Source organism: Priestia sp. SB1, from assembly GCF_038898415.1.
This window is the reverse complement of sequence record NZ_JBBJSS010000006.1, coordinates 222074-237441: the sequence shown is the minus strand read 5'-3', so window position 1 is coordinate 237441 and position 15368 is coordinate 222074. Positions and strand designations below refer to the sequence as shown.

The 15368-nt window shown below is 38.9% G+C and carries 22 protein-coding genes; 17 read left to right on the top strand and 5 right to left on the bottom strand.

The genetic code is table 11. The features are described 5' to 3' along the window. The first annotated feature begins 109 nt into the window (after positions 1-109). Positions 110-259, top strand: a complete 150-nt coding sequence (locus tag WKH56_RS23020) for a hypothetical protein (RefSeq protein ID WP_013058052.1) — start codon at positions 110-112, stop codon at positions 257-259. 77 nt (positions 260-336) lie between these two features. Here the strand turns inward: WKH56_RS23020 and bglA are convergent, their stop codons facing one another. Together bglA and WKH56_RS23010 are read right to left on the bottom strand one after the other, a co-directional pair. Beyond that, positions 337-1776, bottom strand: coding sequence for a 6-phospho-beta-glucosidase BglA (bglA, locus tag WKH56_RS23015; RefSeq protein WP_310883967.1), 1440 nt, complete (start codon positions 1774-1776; stop codon positions 337-339). Positions 1777-1789: 13 nt separating this feature from the next. Further along, entirely contained in the window at positions 1790-3673 is a 1884-nt protein-coding gene (locus WKH56_RS23010; RefSeq protein WP_028414577.1) for a beta-glucoside-specific PTS transporter subunit IIABC, read from the bottom strand. Positions 3674-3841: 168 nt separating this feature from the next. Here WKH56_RS23010 and WKH56_RS23005 point away from each other — a divergent pair, with 168 nt between their 5' ends. The 3 genes from WKH56_RS23005 to WKH56_RS22995 all read left to right on the top strand — a co-directional run bounded on the left by WKH56_RS23005 (position 3842) and on the right by WKH56_RS22995 (position 5419). After that, on the top strand, positions 3842-4552 hold the full coding sequence (locus WKH56_RS23005) for a GntR family transcriptional regulator (RefSeq protein ID WP_014459154.1): 711 nt from the start codon (positions 3842-3844) through the stop codon (positions 4550-4552). A 169-nt stretch (positions 4553-4721) separates the two neighbouring features. Beyond that, complete coding sequence (locus WKH56_RS23000; RefSeq protein ID WP_223546684.1) at positions 4722-4904, top strand: hypothetical protein; 183 nt, start codon at positions 4722-4724, stop codon at positions 4902-4904. Positions 4905-4927: 23 nt separating this feature from the next. Then, the gene (locus WKH56_RS22995) at positions 4928-5419 is read left to right on the top strand and encodes a GNAT family N-acetyltransferase (protein ID WP_047750417.1); all 492 of its coding nucleotides are present in this window, start codon (positions 4928-4930) and stop codon (positions 5417-5419) included. A gap of 82 nt (positions 5420-5501) precedes the next feature. Here the strand turns inward: WKH56_RS22995 and WKH56_RS22990 are convergent, their stop codons facing one another. Together WKH56_RS22990 and WKH56_RS22985 are read right to left on the bottom strand one after the other, a co-directional pair. Then, positions 5502-5933, bottom strand: a complete 432-nt coding sequence (locus tag WKH56_RS22990) for a hypothetical protein (protein ID WP_310883966.1) — start codon at positions 5931-5933, stop codon at positions 5502-5504. A gap of 159 nt (positions 5934-6092) precedes the next feature. After that, entirely contained in the window at positions 6093-6986 is an 894-nt protein-coding gene (locus WKH56_RS22985) for a DMT family transporter (protein WP_310883965.1), read from the bottom strand. A 114-nt stretch (positions 6987-7100) separates the two neighbouring features. Between WKH56_RS22985 and WKH56_RS22980 the strand changes: the two genes are divergently transcribed. The 13 genes from WKH56_RS22980 to WKH56_RS22920 all read left to right on the top strand — a co-directional run bounded on the left by WKH56_RS22980 (position 7101) and on the right by WKH56_RS22920 (position 14906). Next, positions 7101-7973: a LysR family transcriptional regulator gene (locus WKH56_RS22980; protein ID WP_310883964.1), complete on the top strand. Its 873-nt coding sequence runs from the start codon at positions 7101-7103 to the stop codon at positions 7971-7973. A gap of 130 nt (positions 7974-8103) precedes the next feature. Continuing rightward, positions 8104-8883: an enoyl-ACP reductase FabI gene (gene fabI / locus WKH56_RS22975; protein WP_014459159.1), complete on the top strand. Its 780-nt coding sequence runs from the start codon at positions 8104-8106 to the stop codon at positions 8881-8883. A 301-nt stretch (positions 8884-9184) separates the two neighbouring features. After that, a complete protein-coding gene (locus WKH56_RS22970; protein ID WP_045290693.1) occupies positions 9185-9502 on the top strand; it encodes a hypothetical protein in 318 nt (105 codons plus the stop codon). Positions 9503-9846: 344 nt separating this feature from the next. Next, a complete protein-coding gene (locus WKH56_RS22965; RefSeq protein WP_221832501.1) occupies positions 9847-10212 on the top strand; it encodes a sulfurtransferase in 366 nt (121 codons plus the stop codon). Next, positions 10202-10462, top strand: coding sequence for a metal-sensitive transcriptional regulator (locus WKH56_RS22960; RefSeq protein WP_028409367.1), 261 nt, complete (start codon positions 10202-10204; stop codon positions 10460-10462). The genes WKH56_RS22965 and WKH56_RS22960 overlap by 11 nt, the downstream gene beginning before the upstream one ends. Positions 10463-10553: 91 nt before the next feature. After that, entirely contained in the window at positions 10554-10781 is a 228-nt protein-coding gene (locus WKH56_RS22955) for a sulfurtransferase TusA family protein (protein WP_028414566.1), read from the top strand. Positions 10782-10827: 46 nt separating this feature from the next. Continuing rightward, positions 10828-11310 carry a DsrE/DsrF/DrsH-like family protein gene (locus WKH56_RS22950; protein ID WP_221832503.1) on the top strand — a complete coding sequence of 161 codons (483 nt, stop codon included), beginning with the start codon at positions 10828-10830 and terminating at the stop codon, positions 11308-11310. A 27-nt stretch (positions 11311-11337) separates the two neighbouring features. Continuing rightward, positions 11338-11694, top strand: a complete 357-nt coding sequence (locus WKH56_RS22945) for a rhodanese-like domain-containing protein (RefSeq protein ID WP_221832505.1) — start codon at positions 11338-11340, stop codon at positions 11692-11694. A gap of 22 nt (positions 11695-11716) precedes the next feature. Further along, entirely contained in the window at positions 11717-12013 is a 297-nt protein-coding gene (locus WKH56_RS22940; protein WP_221832507.1) for a rhodanese-like domain-containing protein, read from the top strand. A gap of 55 nt (positions 12014-12068) precedes the next feature. Then, complete coding sequence (locus WKH56_RS22935) at positions 12069-12620, top strand: sulfurtransferase TusA family protein (RefSeq protein WP_063247416.1); 552 nt, start codon at positions 12069-12071, stop codon at positions 12618-12620. 62 nt (positions 12621-12682) lie between these two features. Next, positions 12683-13810 carry an MBL fold metallo-hydrolase gene (locus WKH56_RS22930; protein ID WP_221832509.1) on the top strand — a complete coding sequence of 376 codons (1128 nt, stop codon included), beginning with the start codon at positions 12683-12685 and terminating at the stop codon, positions 13808-13810. A gap of 24 nt (positions 13811-13834) precedes the next feature. Further along, positions 13835-14059 (top strand): sulfurtransferase TusA family protein, encoded by a 225-nt coding sequence (locus WKH56_RS22925; protein ID WP_221832511.1) that lies wholly within the window; start codon positions 13835-13837, stop codon positions 14057-14059. 70 nt (positions 14060-14129) lie between these two features. After that, positions 14130-14906, top strand: a complete 777-nt coding sequence (locus WKH56_RS22920) for a sulfite exporter TauE/SafE family protein (protein WP_034263899.1) — start codon at positions 14130-14132, stop codon at positions 14904-14906. Between the two features lie 27 nt (positions 14907-14933). Here the strand turns inward: WKH56_RS22920 and WKH56_RS22915 are convergent, their stop codons facing one another. Further along, positions 14934-15110, bottom strand: coding sequence for a hypothetical protein (locus tag WKH56_RS22915; RefSeq protein WP_014459168.1), 177 nt, complete (start codon positions 15108-15110; stop codon positions 14934-14936). Positions 15111-15368 lie beyond the last annotated feature (258 nt).

Here is a 15368-nt window from a genome sequence, read left to right as displayed (position 1 = left end):
AAGTGGGTAAAGTAAAGAAGAGTAAAAAGTAACCTCTATTAGGAGTTGCTTTGAACAGAAGCGCATCTAATGAATCGCATCAATCATAGCTTAAAGGAGAGGGCAGAGTATGTATGAATTTAGAGTGTATACTCTTCGAGATGGAAGCGAAAAGGTAATCAAAACGCTGAAACATGAATCGTTTGCTGATGAAATTCAACGAGCGGGAATTAAGCAAACAGAAATTGCGCAAACGCAGCTAGTAGATAAACCGAGATAACGTATTTGCATTTATTTTTACATTTAAAAAAGCCGGTTTCCTGTGTCTTCACGCAGGAAACCGGCTTTTCTGATTTCTTATAGTTCTTCACCGTTTGTTTCAATTACATGTTTATACCAGTTAAAGGAATCTTTTTTGTAGCGCTCCATCGATCCGTTTCCTTCGTTGTCACGGTCGACATAAATCATCCCGTATCGTTTTTTCATTTCGCCTGTTGTAAAAGAAACAATATCAATAATTCCCCACGGCGTGTAGCCCATTAAATCAACACCATCGTACGTTACAGCTTTTTCTAACGCTTCGATGTGCGATTTTAAATATTCAATTCGCGATGCGTCATGAATGGAACCGTCTGCTTCAACCGTATCGATGGCGCCAAATCCGTTTTCTACAATGAATAGCGGAATTTGATAGCGGTCGTAGAAACGATTTAACGTATAGCGCAAGCCCGTTGGATCGATCGACCAGCCCCAATCGCTTGATTTGATATAAGGGTTTGCTACGCCGTTTGGCAATCCGCCGTTTACGATATCACCCGTATTATCAGCTTCAACGTCGCTTTTAACCGTTGTGGACATGTAATAGCTGAAGCCTAAATAATCTACTTTTCCGTCTCGTAAAATTTCTTCGTCACCTTCTTCAAACGGAATGTGATAGCCTTCTCGTTCGAATTCTTTTAACGCGTAGCTCGGGTAATAGCCGCGAACTTGAACGTCAGGGAAGAAGTAGCGCTGTCTCATTGTTTCTTCTGCTAACATCACGTCTTCAGGGTTTGAAGAATACGGATAGATTGGCACATGTGACACCATTGCTCCGATTTGGAAATTTGGATTGATTTCTTTTCCTTTTGATACGGCAAGAGCGCTTGCTAAAAGTTCATGATGTCCCGCTTGATACATCACTTCTTTTGCATTTTCACCAGGCTTTACAGAAACGCCTGAGTTCGTCCATAAGAATAGAGGATTGTTTACGTCCATTTTGTTGTTGATTTCATTAAACGTCATCCAGTACGTGACTTTGTCTTTATAGCGGTCGAAACAAACTTCAGCGAATTTCACAAAGCAATCTACCACTTTTCGGCTTCTAAATCCGCCGTATTCTCGAGCTAAATGCAGAGGCATTTCAAAGTGAGACAGCGTAATAACCGGTTCAATCCCGTGCTTTAACAGTTCATCAAATACATCGTCGTAAAATTTTAGTCCTTCTTCGTTTGGCTCAGCTTCATCGCCTTTAGGGAAAATACGGCTCCAGCCGATAGACGTTCGCAAACATTTTAAGCCCATTTCTGCAAACAGTGCGATATCTTCTTTGTAGCGGTGATAAAAATCAATCGCTTCGTGATTTGGATAGAATTTATCTTCTTCCACTGTTTCAGTGATTTGTCGCGGTACACCGTGCGCACCTGCAGTCATAACGTCTACTACGCTCGGTCCTTTTCCGCCTTGATTCCATCCACCTTCAAATTGATGAGCTGCTAATGCGCCGCCCCATAAAAAATCTTTTGGCATCTTTGTCATTGTTAGTTCCTCCTTATTTCACTACGGTAAATAATGTTTGATTTAGTCCGCTATTTTCAACATCTTCAACGATTACTTCTCGGTAAGCGTTTGAATTTGTGATAATAACCGGTGTAATCGTTTGTAACCCTTGTGTTTCAATAAATTCTTTATCAAATTCAATCAGTAAATCGCCTTTTTTAAACTTTACACCGTCTTCTACGTGCAGGGTAAACGGCTTGCCGTCTAACGTAACGGTATCTAATCCAATATGAACAAGTAATTCAACGCCGTATTCTGAACGAAGGCCAATGGCATGCTTCGTTGGTGCTACCATGACTACAGTTCCGTCAAAAGGTGCATAAAGCTTGTTATCTGAAGGATCAATCGCTAATCCTTCTCCCATCGCACCTGAGCTGAATACTTCGTCCGGTACGCTAGAAAGTGGGATAACTTTCCCGCTAAACGGTGCGCTGATCGTTTCTTCATTTTCGTTCGGGTTGCTGACAGCTACTTCGTTTAAAGGAGCAGCTGCAGCTTCTTTTGCTGCGTCTTCTCCGTAGCCAAATACTTGAATAAGCACAACTGGAAGAATAATCGCAATAGCACATCCAATTAAAATTCCCCAGATTGACATCGGATAGTCTTGGCTAATACCGTTTACAATGGTCAACGGTCCAGGCAATCCTGCGTAAGCAAAGTAATATGGGTGAAAGAAACTTGCTACAACGGCACCAATAGCACCTGAAACGCATCCAAAGATAAACGGCTTTTTAAAACGTAAGTTTACGCCGTAGATAGCTGGCTCTGTAATACCAAATAATCCTGTTATTCCGGCTGATACGCTTACTTTACGTGCTTCTTGGCTTTTTGCTTTTAAAATAACCCCAAGCACCGCTCCAACTTGAGCAACTACGGCAATTGTTTGATACGCTTGAAATGAATCTCTGCCGTTTAAATCAAAGTTTGCAAGCACCATCGGCGTAATTCCCCAATGTACTCCAAAGATAACAACAATTTGCCAGAAGCCGCCAATGATTGCTCCAGCTAAGGCAGGTACGTTTTCAGCTAAAAAGTTATAGCCGTGAGCGATTCCGTTAGCTCCCATCGTTGTAACGGGGCCAATGAGTAAAATCGTTATAGGAACCATAATCACCATACATAAAAACGGAACAAACAGCGGTCTAACCACTTCATGAATGCTCTTGTTTAGGAACCTTTCAAGGTAAGACAAAATCCATACTAAAAATAAAGGCGGTAAAACAGAAGAAGTATAGATTGTTTCGGATAAGGGAAGACCTAAAAACGAAATGCTGCTTCCGTCGGCAATTTTGGCCGCCATTTCTGCCCATGTTGGACTGACTAATGCGGCACAGCACGCCACTGCGATGTAGGTGTTGGTTTTAAAATGCTTGGATGCTGTGATGGCAATAAAGATAGGTAAAAAAACAAACGGTGCCCACGAAATAAAGCTTAATACTTGATAGGTGCCCGTTTTGGCAAAGCTATCCGAAAACAAATTAATTAAGATTAACGAGCCCTGTAAAATTCCTGCCGCTGCTAAGATGTATACAAACGGTGCAAACACAGCGGACATTGTAGCAATCACACGGTTTAAAATCGTGCCTTTGTTTTCAGTTTGCTCCTCTGCTGTATCCAAATTTACTAAACTAGCAAACTCTTCATAAACGTCTCCTACGTGCTGTCCAATAACGACCTGAAACTGCCCGCTGTTTTCAACAACCGTAATGACACCAGCCATAGAAGATACCTTACGTTTGGCTTCTGGCTTCGAGCGCTTTAATACAATTCGCAGCCTCGTAGCACAGCGTGTAGCGCTTACGATATTTTCTTCGCCGCCTACTGCATCTAAAATATCTGCTGCAAGCTTGTGATAATCTCTAATTTTCCCTCCCATATGTTCAACCCCCTTGTTGAGTATACGCTTTCAGTATAATTGTACCGATACAATTTATCAATACCCAAATAAAATAATAATCAATAAATAATTTAAGTTTATGGGATGGAGTTAGATTATGGTATAATCGTGTTATTCTTGAGACAAATTCAGTAAAGAGGTATAGCTATGATCAAATACCAACAAATTGCAATTGAAATTGAAACCTATATTGAAGAACACAAGCTTCAGCAAGGAGACAAGCTGCCGGTATTAGAAACGCTGATGGCACAATTTGAGGCGAGTAAAAGTACAGTAACAAAGGCCTTAGATCTATTAGAGAAAAAAGGCGTTGTTTTTCAAGTAAGAGGAAGCGGCATTTTTGTCCGTCGTCATAAACGAAAAGGCTATATTGGCTTGCTTTCCAATCAAGGATTTACAAGTGAACTTGAAGATTTTCAGTTAACGTCGGAAGTAATTGAGCTAGATGTACGGAAACCGACGCAAGAAGCGGCTTTAAATTTAAACATAGAAGAAAATAGCGACGTCTATTATGTAAAAAGAGTACGGTATATTAACGGCCAGACGCTTTGTCTGGAAGAATCGTTTTATAATAAGTCCATCGTTACGTACTTAAATAACGAAATTGTTTCTCAGTCTATTTTTCATTACATTAAAGAAGGTCTTGGCTTAAAAATCGGGTTTTCTGATCTATATCTTCACGTCGGCAAGCTGAACGAAGAAGAAGCAAAGTACTTAGGATTAAAAGAAGGCGATCCTAAATTATTTATTGAAACACTCTTTCACTTAGCGAACGGCCAGCCGTTTGACTTTTCAAAAGTGACATATAACTACGAACAGTCTCAGTTCTTTTTACAAGCAACGAGTCATGTTTTATAAAAAAGTGCCCGTCTCTCAATTACTAAGGAACGAGAGGCAGGCACTTTTTTTCATTTCTTTGATAAAAACATGAAAGAAGATAAAGATTGTAATAAATAGGAAATTAATATACGATAAAATGGTTACAGGGTTTATAGAAATAAGGAAATGAGGTGCTAAGTTGAAAAAGATGCTGAGTTATCTTATTCCAATGCTTTTTATGTTTGGTCTGCTTTCCATGAATTTATTTCAGCCGACTAAAGGCGATTTTATCGCTGTAGGTGTGATATCGATTCTTGCAGGTGCCGTAATTGGTTTTATAATGAACATAGGTTGTGCAGTATTAAAAACAGTCAAAAATAAGGTGGAGTAAACTGATTAGAGGCGGTGGAGGTTTTGAGTGAAAGTATCATCATTCAGCCATATGCTAGTAAGTATCAACAAGAAGTAGTGGACTTAATTCTTCCTATTCAGCAGCAAGAATATCACATTCCAATAACGGAGAAAGATCAGCCCGATTTATTTAAAATCGAAAGCTTTTATCAACAGGGCAACGGAAACTTTTGGGTTGCTGTTTGCAACGAAAAAGTAGTGGGAAGCGTAGCTTTAATAGACATTGGAAGCCGCCAAGTAGCGCTACGGAAAATGTTTGTAGCCAAACCTTATAGAGGAGCCACCTTCAAAACAGCTCACCGTTTATTGCATACAGCCATCGGGTGGGCAAAAGAGAGAGAAGTGGAAAGAATATACTTAGGAACCACCTTACAATATAGGTCTGCGCATCGATTTTATGAGAAAAATGGCTTTCAAAGTATAGAGAAAGAAAAGCTGCCTGCCAATTTTCCGGTGATGAACGTAGATAAAAAGTTTTATACATATGGGGTGTAAGTTGTGCTATTATGCAAAATCATATCGGTTAGTGTAATGAACGATAGCGATGTGTCTGTAGCAAAACATCTAAAAAGACGGTCTATGTATAATAATAGACTGTCTTTTTAGATAGCTTGTTTATCAAGATAGATGATAGCCCAAACGGCAGTGAACAGCTCAACGTTACAATAAGGATTCGCGGAAAGAGACTAAAAGCCGATATTCCGTCACTTAGCAAAAATAAAGCTAATACGGCGAGTGCTCCCATGATACCGAAAAGAAGATATAGAATTAGTTCAATTAATATTTGAAATGAAGCTATGTATTTCATGATGTTTGCTATCGCTATTGAACAAGGGATGCCTACTATAATAATAAATGGAGCGGTAAGATACACACCAATAAGCAAAGTCGATAAATAATCTACTATACTTGTATAGCCAAGAGAATTTAATTCAAATATTTCTATGCAAACTGCACCGCCGCATATCGATGAAGTGATAGTTGAGAGTATTCGTTTAATAAGCTTCACAGTCATTCACCTAGACTTATTTTTTATCTAGAATAGCAATATAGTTTAAAAAATACTAGCATCTATTAAAAGAAAAGTGGAAATAGTGTTGGGGCTGCTATAAGAAATCTTATATCTTAGCTTCATAACAAAAGCCGCTAGGTTCTTATCTAGCGGCTTTTACTTTGGCAAAGTCTCTTGGTAATGAACTCTTTTTTTAAATAGTAAATCGTCTAATTGAGCAATTAAAATCCCCGCAATCACAATAATAGAACCAACAAGGTCTTTAAGCGTAAACAGCTCATGCAAAAAGAGAACGGCAAACAGCGCAGCAAAAATAGGCTCTGTTGCAAAAATAAGTCCTGTGTGAGTAGGAGTTGTGTAGCGCTGCGCAATGGCTTGACAAATGAATCCAATCGCGCTGCAAAGAACGCCAAGACCTAAAATCGCAATCCATGATGATAACGTAGTTGGAATGCTGGGGTGTTCAAATAAAAAGCTGCAAATCAGTGCAAATAATCCAGCAAACCCTAGCTGTAAAATGCCGAGAGCAATTGGGTTTTCATTTTTCGTAAACGTGCCGGTCAGCGTAATGTGAACTGCATAACATAGTGCGGTTCCGATGCAAAGTACATCACCCGTATTCATATAAAAGGAGTGCTTTAAAGTTAACACACCTATACCGGTTAGGGTAGTGATGATTCCGAGCCCAATCGGCCAAGAAGGAAGCTTCTTCACTAACACGCAGTTGAGCAATGGAACAAAAATGACCGTTAAACTGACAAGAAATCCGGCATTTGAAGCAGACGTCATGCTGACGCCAAACGTAACAAATGAAAAAACTGAAAACAGTAAAAAGCCTAAAATAGCGGATGATAAAATCGTTTTGCGCGTGATTTGCCGTAAAGGCTTATGAAAAAACAGCCCGGCAATGAAAAAAGCAATCAAACATCTAAGCGCAATAATGGTAAATGATCCGAGTGAACTCAGCCCCATTTTCATAAACACGTACGACATACCCCAAAATACGTTTACCCCAATCATCATCATATTTGCTCGTGTGCGGTAACTCACGTTCAACCCTCCATTTTTTATCATGTACCCACAGTATACAAAGGAATTTGATATTAATAAAATGAATCTTTATAATGATGAACGTGAATTAAATTCATGTTGGGGTGGGATAAAATGAGCTTAGTGAAATATGAAATTTTAAACAAAGTAGCGGAAGTGAGAAGCTTTACAAAAGCGGCAGATGCGATGGCGCTAACGCAGTCAGCGGTCAGCCATGCCATTACAAATCTTGAATCGGAATTTGGCTTCCCGCTTGTAAATCGAAACAGAGCGGGTATTACCTTAACAACAGAAGGCGAAACGATGCTGCTTGCCATTCGAAAGGTTCTGCAAGAAAATGAAAAAGTTCATCAAGAAGCAGCCAGTCTCTTAGGCCTTGCAAAAGGAACCATTAAAATCGGTATTTTTAAAAGCGTGTCGACCAAATGGCTTCCTGAAATTATTCAGCTGATGGAAAAAAACTACCCTGAGATTCAAATTCAGCTCAAGGAAGGCGACTACCTTGAAATTGAACAGTGGCTGCTAAGCGGAGAAATAGACTGCGGCTTTATTAACATTACGCATTCAAGTCAATTTCATATTATTTCTTTAAAAAAAGACCCGCTGCTGTGTGTCGTATCAAATCAAAGTGCTTTGTATCATCAAAAAAACGTTTCCTTTAAAGATTTAGAGAAAGAACCGTTTATTATGCCGACATACGGCGGATATCATGATATTAAGCAATTGTTTGAAGAACAGGGGGTTCAGCCTGAAATTCGCTTTGAATTAATGGATGAAAGTGCTATCCTATCGATGATTACGTATCACTTAGGCATTAGTATTTTACCTGAAATGCTTTTGGATTCAATCCCGCAAGAGCTGCGTGCGATTCCGTTTCAAGTGGATAGCTACCGTTCGATTGGTCTAGCTACTCGTTATCATCTTTCACCTGCAGCCAAAAAATTTGCTGAAACAACGCAAGCATGGCTGCAGGATTCGGATAAATAGGAGATTATTTATAGAGTAAAATCGGTTAATTCATAAGACTCTTAGGAACTAAGCGCATCTTTGTGCTATAATAAAGCTATACAATTACCTATTAGTCATCATTGATGACTAATTTTTTTTGGAGGATATTATGGAAGATTTATTACAATTAAAGAACAAGAACATTGTGATTATGGGAGTTGCCAACGACCGAAGTATTGCTTGGGGTGTTGCAAAAGCCCTTCATCAAGTAGGAGCAAACTTAATTTTTACATACCGTAAAGAACGTTCACTAGGAAAATTGAACAAGCTTTTAGAAAAAAATGAAATTCAAGCATCATTAATTGCTGAATGTGACGTAAACAGTGACGAAAGCATTGAAGCAGCGTTCAAAAAAATCGGAGAAGAAGCAGGTACAGTTCACGGAGTGATTCACTCTGTTGCGTTTGCTCATTCAGAAGATCTAAACGGCGAGTTTATTAATACGTCAAGAAGCGGATATGCATTTGCTCAAGACACAAGCGCTTATTCATTTATCGCTGTAGCGAAAGCAGCAAAACCTCTTATGACAGAAGGCGGTTCTCTTGTAGCAATGAGCTATCTTGGTGCAGAACGTGCAGTTGAAGGCTATAATGTAATGGGCGTAGCGAAAGCAGCACTTGAGTCTTCAGTAAAATACTTAGCATTAGACTTAGGAAAAGACAATATCCGCGTAAATGCGATTTCAGCAGGCCCAATTCGTACGCTTGCAGCAAAAGGCATTTCTGACTTTAACCAAATTCTTCACAAAGTTGAAGAAAAAGCACCTCTTAAGCGTAACGTAACGCAAGCAGAAGTTGGCGACATGACGGTTGTATTACTGAGCCACCTTTCACGCGGCGTAACAGGAGAAATCGTACACGTAGACGCTGGCTATAATATTGTAGGTTAATTGCAAAACACCTTCTCGAATGAGAAGGTGTTTTTTTCATGGGAAGACAAATGCATCCCAAAAAACACAGATCCCTTAAAGAAATATTATTAGCAATAAGGTGAATGATAAGAAATATTCATTCTATACTTCTAGATAAATACGTGCTTCCACTTGTAAAACAAGAGCTCATGCCTATAAGTAAAGAGAAGAAATACGTAATTTAATTCATAATTAATCAAACGCCTATATTTTAAAATAGATAAGCTCTAAATTCTAAAAAGAACATATGATGTGGCAAAGGAAAAGGAGTTGACGAAATATGCATCAAGGACAGCAACATTATATTCCATGGGAACAATGGCATCATCAGCATCCTCAAGGCACGTGGAATCAATGGCATCAGCAACATCCTCATGTCCCTTGGGAGCAGTGGCACAAACAGTATCCGCACGGCACATGGAATCAATGGCATCAACAACATCCATACACACCTTGGAATCAGTGGCATCAGCAGTATCCGCACGGTTCGTGGAATCAGTGGCATCAGCAAAATCCATATGTGCCATGGAATCAGTGGCACCAGCAGCATCCACACAGTTCGTGGAATCAATGGCATAATATTTATCATCAAAGCTAATCAGCTTTTTACCACAAAAGGTCCAGTTCCCAAGGAGAACTGGACCTTTTGTGCGCAGATGGTGAATGGTGCAGTAAGCTTATTTTTTAGTCATTTATATGAGCCCAGGTGATGCATGAAAACGGAAAAGTCTGTTTGGTCTATAGGGGAGGGGGTACACACAGTAAAGGAGATTAAAGAAAACATTCATGATTCCTAAGGTGTATAAAGTGGATTGATTCGTATGAAAGGATTCATGTAAATAAGTAAAATTAAATATAATTTTCTCGCTTGACAATATACCTATAGGGGTATAATATAAAGCGTGTAAACAACATCAATTCAATAGCAAGGCGGTGATTGTTATGCTCTATATAGCAGTATTGTTGCTTGCTACTTTATTTATTGCATACAGACGTTATTATCCAGTTAAAGGAATACAGTGCATACGGGAATCTGAAGCAAAAGAACTTGGGCGAACGGTTGTAGATATTCGTCATTATCATGAAGTTCATGATTCGATTAGTATAGTTATTCCGTATGCGTATCTCAAACGCTTTTATTCAGAAATTCCACAGGGAAGCGTTCATCTGATTGCTGGAGATAGAGTGGAATTAAATTTAGGCGTACGGTTCTTACGAAAAAGAGGTTTTCAAGTGCGCAGCTATGAGTTAGCAGCGTGTAAGTGTCAACGTAAAGGAAAGAAAGGGGTATTCGATTATGGAGTATAACCAACAAGTGAAAAATCGGCTGCGCCGAATCGAAGGGCAGTTAAAAGGCGTGCTTAGCATGATGGAACAAGGAAAAGACTGCCGAGACGTCGTGACTCAATTATCTGCTGCAAGAAGTGCCATTGATCGCACAATGGGAGTTATTGTGAGCAGTAATCTTGAACAGTGCGTCAGAGAAAGCCTGGAGCAAGGAGAGCCAACGGAAGGGTTAGTGAAAGAAGCTGTACAGCTGTTAGTGAAAAGTCGTTAATCGTTGTCACCTTATTTAAGGTTGACGAATATCATTATTTAATATAATATACCCTTACAGGTATATGTATATAAAAGGAGAGATAATCATTATGAAAATTGATCAAGTTTTAGATGCAAAAGGATTAGCGTGTCCAATGCCAATCGTAAAAACAAAAAAGGCAATGGATACTTTAACAACAGGCCAAGTATTAGAAGTGCAAACGACAGATAAAGGTGCTAAAAGTGATCTAACAGCTTGGGCAAAATCAACAGGACACGAGCTTATTGATTTTAAAGAAGAAGGAAGCACATTTATCTTTTACATTCAAAAGAGCTAATTTTTTTAGAATTAAATATACCCCATAGGGTAATAGGAGGAACAACATGACTGAGCAAAAGAAACGAACAACAATTGTATTATTTAGCGGTGATTATGACAAAGCGATGGCAGCTTATATTATTGCTAACGGAGCGGCTGCTTATGACCATGAAGTGACGATATTCCATACGTTTTGGGGATTGAATGCGCTTCGTAAAGAAGAAATGGTGCCGGTGAAAAAAGGATTTTTAGAAAAGATGTTTGGCAAAATGATGCCGCGCGGTGCGGATAAAATGGGCTTATCTAAAATGAACTTTGCAGGTATGGGACCTAAAATGATTAAAAATGTCATGAAAAAGCATAATGCCCTAACGCTGCCGCAGCTTATCGAAATGGCACAGGAACAAGACGTTAAGCTAGTAGCTTGTACAATGACGATGGATCTTCTAGGGTTACAGGAAAAAGAGCTGCTAGATAATATTGAATATGCAGGCGTAGCGGCGTATTTAGCCGACGCAGAAAACGGAAACGTAAACTTATTCATCTAAAAGATAGCTCATGAAGCGAGGGTCAATATGATTATCAATGCGCTTATTATCGTTTTTCTATTGTGGTTTCTGTATCAGCGTTTTGCAACAGTAAAAGGTATTCAGCAAATAGCCACAACGGAGTTAAAAGCAAAGTTAAAAAATAAAGATAACCAGTTTATCGATGTGCGAACACCACATGAATTTCGTACCAAACATATTAAAGGGTTTCGAAATATTCCTTTATCAGAATTGCCAGCGCAAACAGGTCAGCTTTCAAAAGACAGAGAAGTAGTCGTTATTTGTCAAAGCGGAGTGAGAAGTATGAAAGCAAGTAAGCTGTTGAAAAAGCAAGGTTTTATATCCATTACCAACGTTAAAGGCGGCATGAATACGTGGAGATAAATCAAGAAGGAGGAGACGCAGAGTGAAGACAATAGCAGCACAAGAAGTAGAACAATTAGTAAAAAAACAAGAACAAATTCACATTTTAGACGTGCGTGAAGTAGAGGAAGTAAAAATAGGTAAAATACCAAACGCGTTAAATATTCCGCTTCCTTTATTGGAATTCCGTATGCATGAGTTAGATAAAGCAAAGAATTATATTGTTGTCTGTCGTTCTGGTGGCAGAAGCGGAATGGCAGCTCGTTTTCTTGAGCAGAAAGGCTACAGTGTAACGAATATGACCGGCGGCATGATGGAGTGGAAAGGGGAAACGGTCTAATTTTTTTAGATAAAAATATACCCCTACTAGTATTTAAACCAAGGAGGAAAAAGAAATGATGCAAGCAAACTTCGTATTAGATGCAAAAGGGTTAGCATGTCCAATGCCAATCGTAAGAACAAAGAAGAAAATGAATGAATTAGAAGCAGGTCAAGTGCTAGAAATTCAAGCAACGGATAAAGGCTCTACGGCTGACTTACAAGCGTGGGCAAAAAGCACAGGTCATGAGTATTTAGGTACCGAGGCAGCAGGTGACGTTCTTCACCACTTTCTTCGTAAAGGCGGAGCTGAAGAAAACGTAACGCCAATTCCTGAAATTTCATTAGAAGAATTTGCGAAAAAAGTAGAGCATGATGAACATCTTCATATTTTAGACGTTCGTGAAGTAGAAGAATACGATGAAGCTCATATTCCAGGCGTAGTTCACATTCCGCTTGGTGAAGTAGAAAAACGTTTCAATGAGTTAAATAAAGAAGATGAAATTTATATTATTTGCCACTCTGGAAGACGAAGTGAAATGGCAGGCCAAACAATGAAAAAGCAAGGATTTAAACATTTAATTAACGTGGTTCCCGGTATGCGTGACTGGACGGGTAAAGTAGAATAACCAATCGATTATAATGGATTAAAAAATTTTGATAGTTCATATACCTAAGGAGGTATTTTAATATGACAGTACATGTACTTACTGCAAAAGAAGTTACATCTAAAATTATCAATAAAGAAGCGTTATTTATCTTGGACGTTCGTAACGAAAGTGATTTTAGCGATTGGAAAATTGAAGGTCATCAATTTCAGCATTTAAATGTTCCATACTTCGATCTTTTAGACGGAGTAGAAGAAATCTTAGAAAAAATCCCTTCTGATAAAGAAGTATTAGTTGTTTGTGCTAAAGAAGGTTCATCCGTGATGGTAGCTGACATGCTTTCTGAAGCTGGTCTTACCGTATCGTACCTTAAAGGCGGTATGAAAGCGTGGAGTGAATATTTAGAGCCTGTTAAAGTTGGCGATTTAAAAGACGGCGGAGAGATCTATCAGTTTGTTCGTATCGGTAAAGGGTGCTTATCTTATATGATCGTATCAAACGGTGAAGCGGCTATTATTGATGCGACGCGTATGGCAGATGTGTACATCCACTTTGCCAAAGAACTTGGTGTCACGGTTAAGCACGTGTTTGATACGCACCTTCATGCAGATCACATTTCAGGAGGAAGAGTTATTGCGGAAGCAACAAATGCAGCGTACTGGCTGCCTCCAAAAGATGCAGAAGAAGTGGTTTTTGACTACAAGGCTTTAGAAGAAGGCAGCGATGTCGTGATTGGTAACACAATGATTACGATTCAGCCTCTTTATTCACCGGGTCATACGATTGGATCAACTTCTTTTATCTTAGACGATCAATATTTGCTTTCAGGTGATATTTTGTTCATTGATTCAATTGGACGTCCTGATTTAGCTGGTATGGCTGAAGACTGGGTAGGCGATTTGAGAGAAACGCTTTATACACGTTATAAAGCATTGTCAGATGAGTTAATCGTATTACCAGCTCACTTTATGATTATTGATGAGCTAAATGACAACGGAAGCGTAGCTGAAAAGTTAGGTGCGTTGTTTGCGGAAAATCATGGATTAAATATTGAAAACGAAGCAGAGTTCAGACACTTAGTAACAGATAATTTACCGCCGCAGCCAAATGCGTATCAAGAAATTCGTGAAACCAACATGGGAAAAGTAAGCCCAGATGAAGAAAAACAGCGTGAAATGGAAATTGGACCAAACCGCTGTGCGATTCGCTAAAACCTAAACAAAGGAGAGAGAGAAATGGAATCAAATAAAGTACTAGATGCAAAAGGGCTGGCATGTCCAATGCCGATTGTTAAAACAAAAAAAGCAATGAATGAATTAGAAGCAGGTCAAGTGTTAGAAATTCACGCAACGGATAAAGGGGCAAAAAATGACCTTGGAGCCTGGGCAAAATCTGGCGGTCACGAGCTTCTTCATACAGAAGAAGGCGACGTTCTTAAATTTTGGATTAAAAAAGGATAAGAAATAATAGACGAAAAGGGTATCTCTTGTAAAAGGTACCCTTTCCTTATATGAAACGGAGCGACTATAGATGGATCTTACATTTATCATCACGCTTTTTCTTATTGGATTTATTGGGTCGTTCATTTCCGGTATGGTCGGTATTGGCGGGTCTGTTATTAATTATCCGATGCTGTTGTATATTCCTCCATTAGTAGGAGTAGGAGCATTAACGGCTCATCACGTCTCAGGTGCAGGAGCCATTCAAGTATTCTTTGCGACATTAGGCGGCGTATGGGCGTATCGAAAAAGCGGATTTTTAAACAAATCATTAATTTTATACATGGGCAGCAATATTCTAATTGGGAGCATGCTTGGAAGCTACCTCTCACATTATATGAGTGAACAAGGATTAAATGTTGTATATGGAGTTTTAGCTCTTATTGCGGTTATGATGATGTTTATTCCAAAGAAAAATGTAGATAAGATAAAAGAAGGCGAACTTCAATTCAATAAAGGACTAGCTTCTATTTTATCACTGCTTATTGGAGCCGTAGCAGGAGTGTTAGGAGCAGGGGGAGCCTTTATTTTAGTTCCTGTGATGCTTGTGGTGCTTAAAATTCCAACTCGAATAACCATCGCAACTTCACTAGCCGTTACCTTTATTTCTTCCATTGGTTCAACGGTTGGAAAGCTGGTGACCCATCAAGTCCCATTTATACCGGCACTTATTTTAGTTGCGGCAAGTTTAATTGCCTCTCCAGTCGGTGCAAAAGTTGGTCAGAAAATGAATACAAAAGTGCTTCAGTGGATCCTTGCCGGTTTGATTTTAGCAACGGCAATTAAGATTTGGTGGGGGCTACTATAAAAAAGCTATGGATTCCCATAGCTTTTTTTATATTGTTCCATTACTTTCTACATACGTTTCAAGCGCAGGGTGAAATTCTTTTTGATAGTGGTTAGACGGACACACTTTCACTACAGTCGCGTGAAGTGCATTAGATTTTGATGTATTTAACACTTGCTTACATTTTGGGCATCGTTCATTAAACAGAAAATGAAACCATTTCACTTTTCATCACTCCTGTACTAAAACCTTTAAATCTTATCGAGTTAATAAGGATTATAACGAGTTTTATACGGCAGGTCAATGAAAAGGGAAAGGAATCTTACATAATGGTTTACTGAAATAAATATATTTGTATAAAAAATTAAGAATTTGTAGAATTTATTGTTTATTTATTTGAATTTTATGTTATCCTTTTTAACATACATTAAATATAAGGCCACATTTATCGTACGACCTTTGAATTGTATTGCAGATAGGGAA

Bases quoted from the DNA above. Each gene is read 5' to 3' on its own strand.
- WKH56_RS23020 (WP_013058052.1), top strand. From the start codon at position 110: ATGTATGAATTTAGAGTGTATACTCTTCGAGATGGAAGCGAAAAGGTA.
- bglA (WP_310883967.1), bottom strand. From the start codon at position 1,776: ATGACAAAGATGCCAAAAGATTTTTTATGGGGCGGCGCATTAGCAGCT.
- WKH56_RS23010 (WP_028414577.1), bottom strand. From the start codon at position 3,673: ATGGGAGGGAAAATTAGAGATTATCACAAGCTTGCAGCAGATATTTTA.
- WKH56_RS23005 (WP_014459154.1), top strand. From the start codon at position 3,842: ATGATCAAATACCAACAAATTGCAATTGAAATTGAAACCTATATTGAA.
- WKH56_RS23000 (WP_223546684.1), top strand. From the start codon at position 4,722: ATGCTGAGTTATCTTATTCCAATGCTTTTTATGTTTGGTCTGCTTTCC.
- WKH56_RS22980 (WP_310883964.1), top strand. From the start codon at position 7,101: ATGAGCTTAGTGAAATATGAAATTTTAAACAAAGTAGCGGAAGTGAGA.
- fabI (WP_014459159.1), top strand. From the start codon at position 8,104: ATGGAAGATTTATTACAATTAAAGAACAAGAACATTGTGATTATGGGA.
- WKH56_RS22970 (WP_045290693.1), top strand. From the start codon at position 9,185: ATGCATCAAGGACAGCAACATTATATTCCATGGGAACAATGGCATCAT.
- WKH56_RS22965 (WP_221832501.1), top strand. From the start codon at position 9,847: ATGCTCTATATAGCAGTATTGTTGCTTGCTACTTTATTTATTGCATAC.
- WKH56_RS22960 (WP_028409367.1), top strand. From the start codon at position 10,202: ATGGAGTATAACCAACAAGTGAAAAATCGGCTGCGCCGAATCGAAGGG.
- WKH56_RS22955 (WP_028414566.1), top strand. From the start codon at position 10,554: ATGAAAATTGATCAAGTTTTAGATGCAAAAGGATTAGCGTGTCCAATG.
- WKH56_RS22950 (WP_221832503.1), top strand. From the start codon at position 10,828: ATGACTGAGCAAAAGAAACGAACAACAATTGTATTATTTAGCGGTGAT.
- WKH56_RS22945 (WP_221832505.1), top strand. From the start codon at position 11,338: ATGATTATCAATGCGCTTATTATCGTTTTTCTATTGTGGTTTCTGTAT.
- WKH56_RS22935 (WP_063247416.1), top strand. From the start codon at position 12,069: ATGATGCAAGCAAACTTCGTATTAGATGCAAAAGGGTTAGCATGTCCA.
- WKH56_RS22930 (WP_221832509.1), top strand. From the start codon at position 12,683: ATGACAGTACATGTACTTACTGCAAAAGAAGTTACATCTAAAATTATC.
- WKH56_RS22925 (WP_221832511.1), top strand. From the start codon at position 13,835: ATGGAATCAAATAAAGTACTAGATGCAAAAGGGCTGGCATGTCCAATG.
- WKH56_RS22920 (WP_034263899.1), top strand. From the start codon at position 14,130: ATGGATCTTACATTTATCATCACGCTTTTTCTTATTGGATTTATTGGG.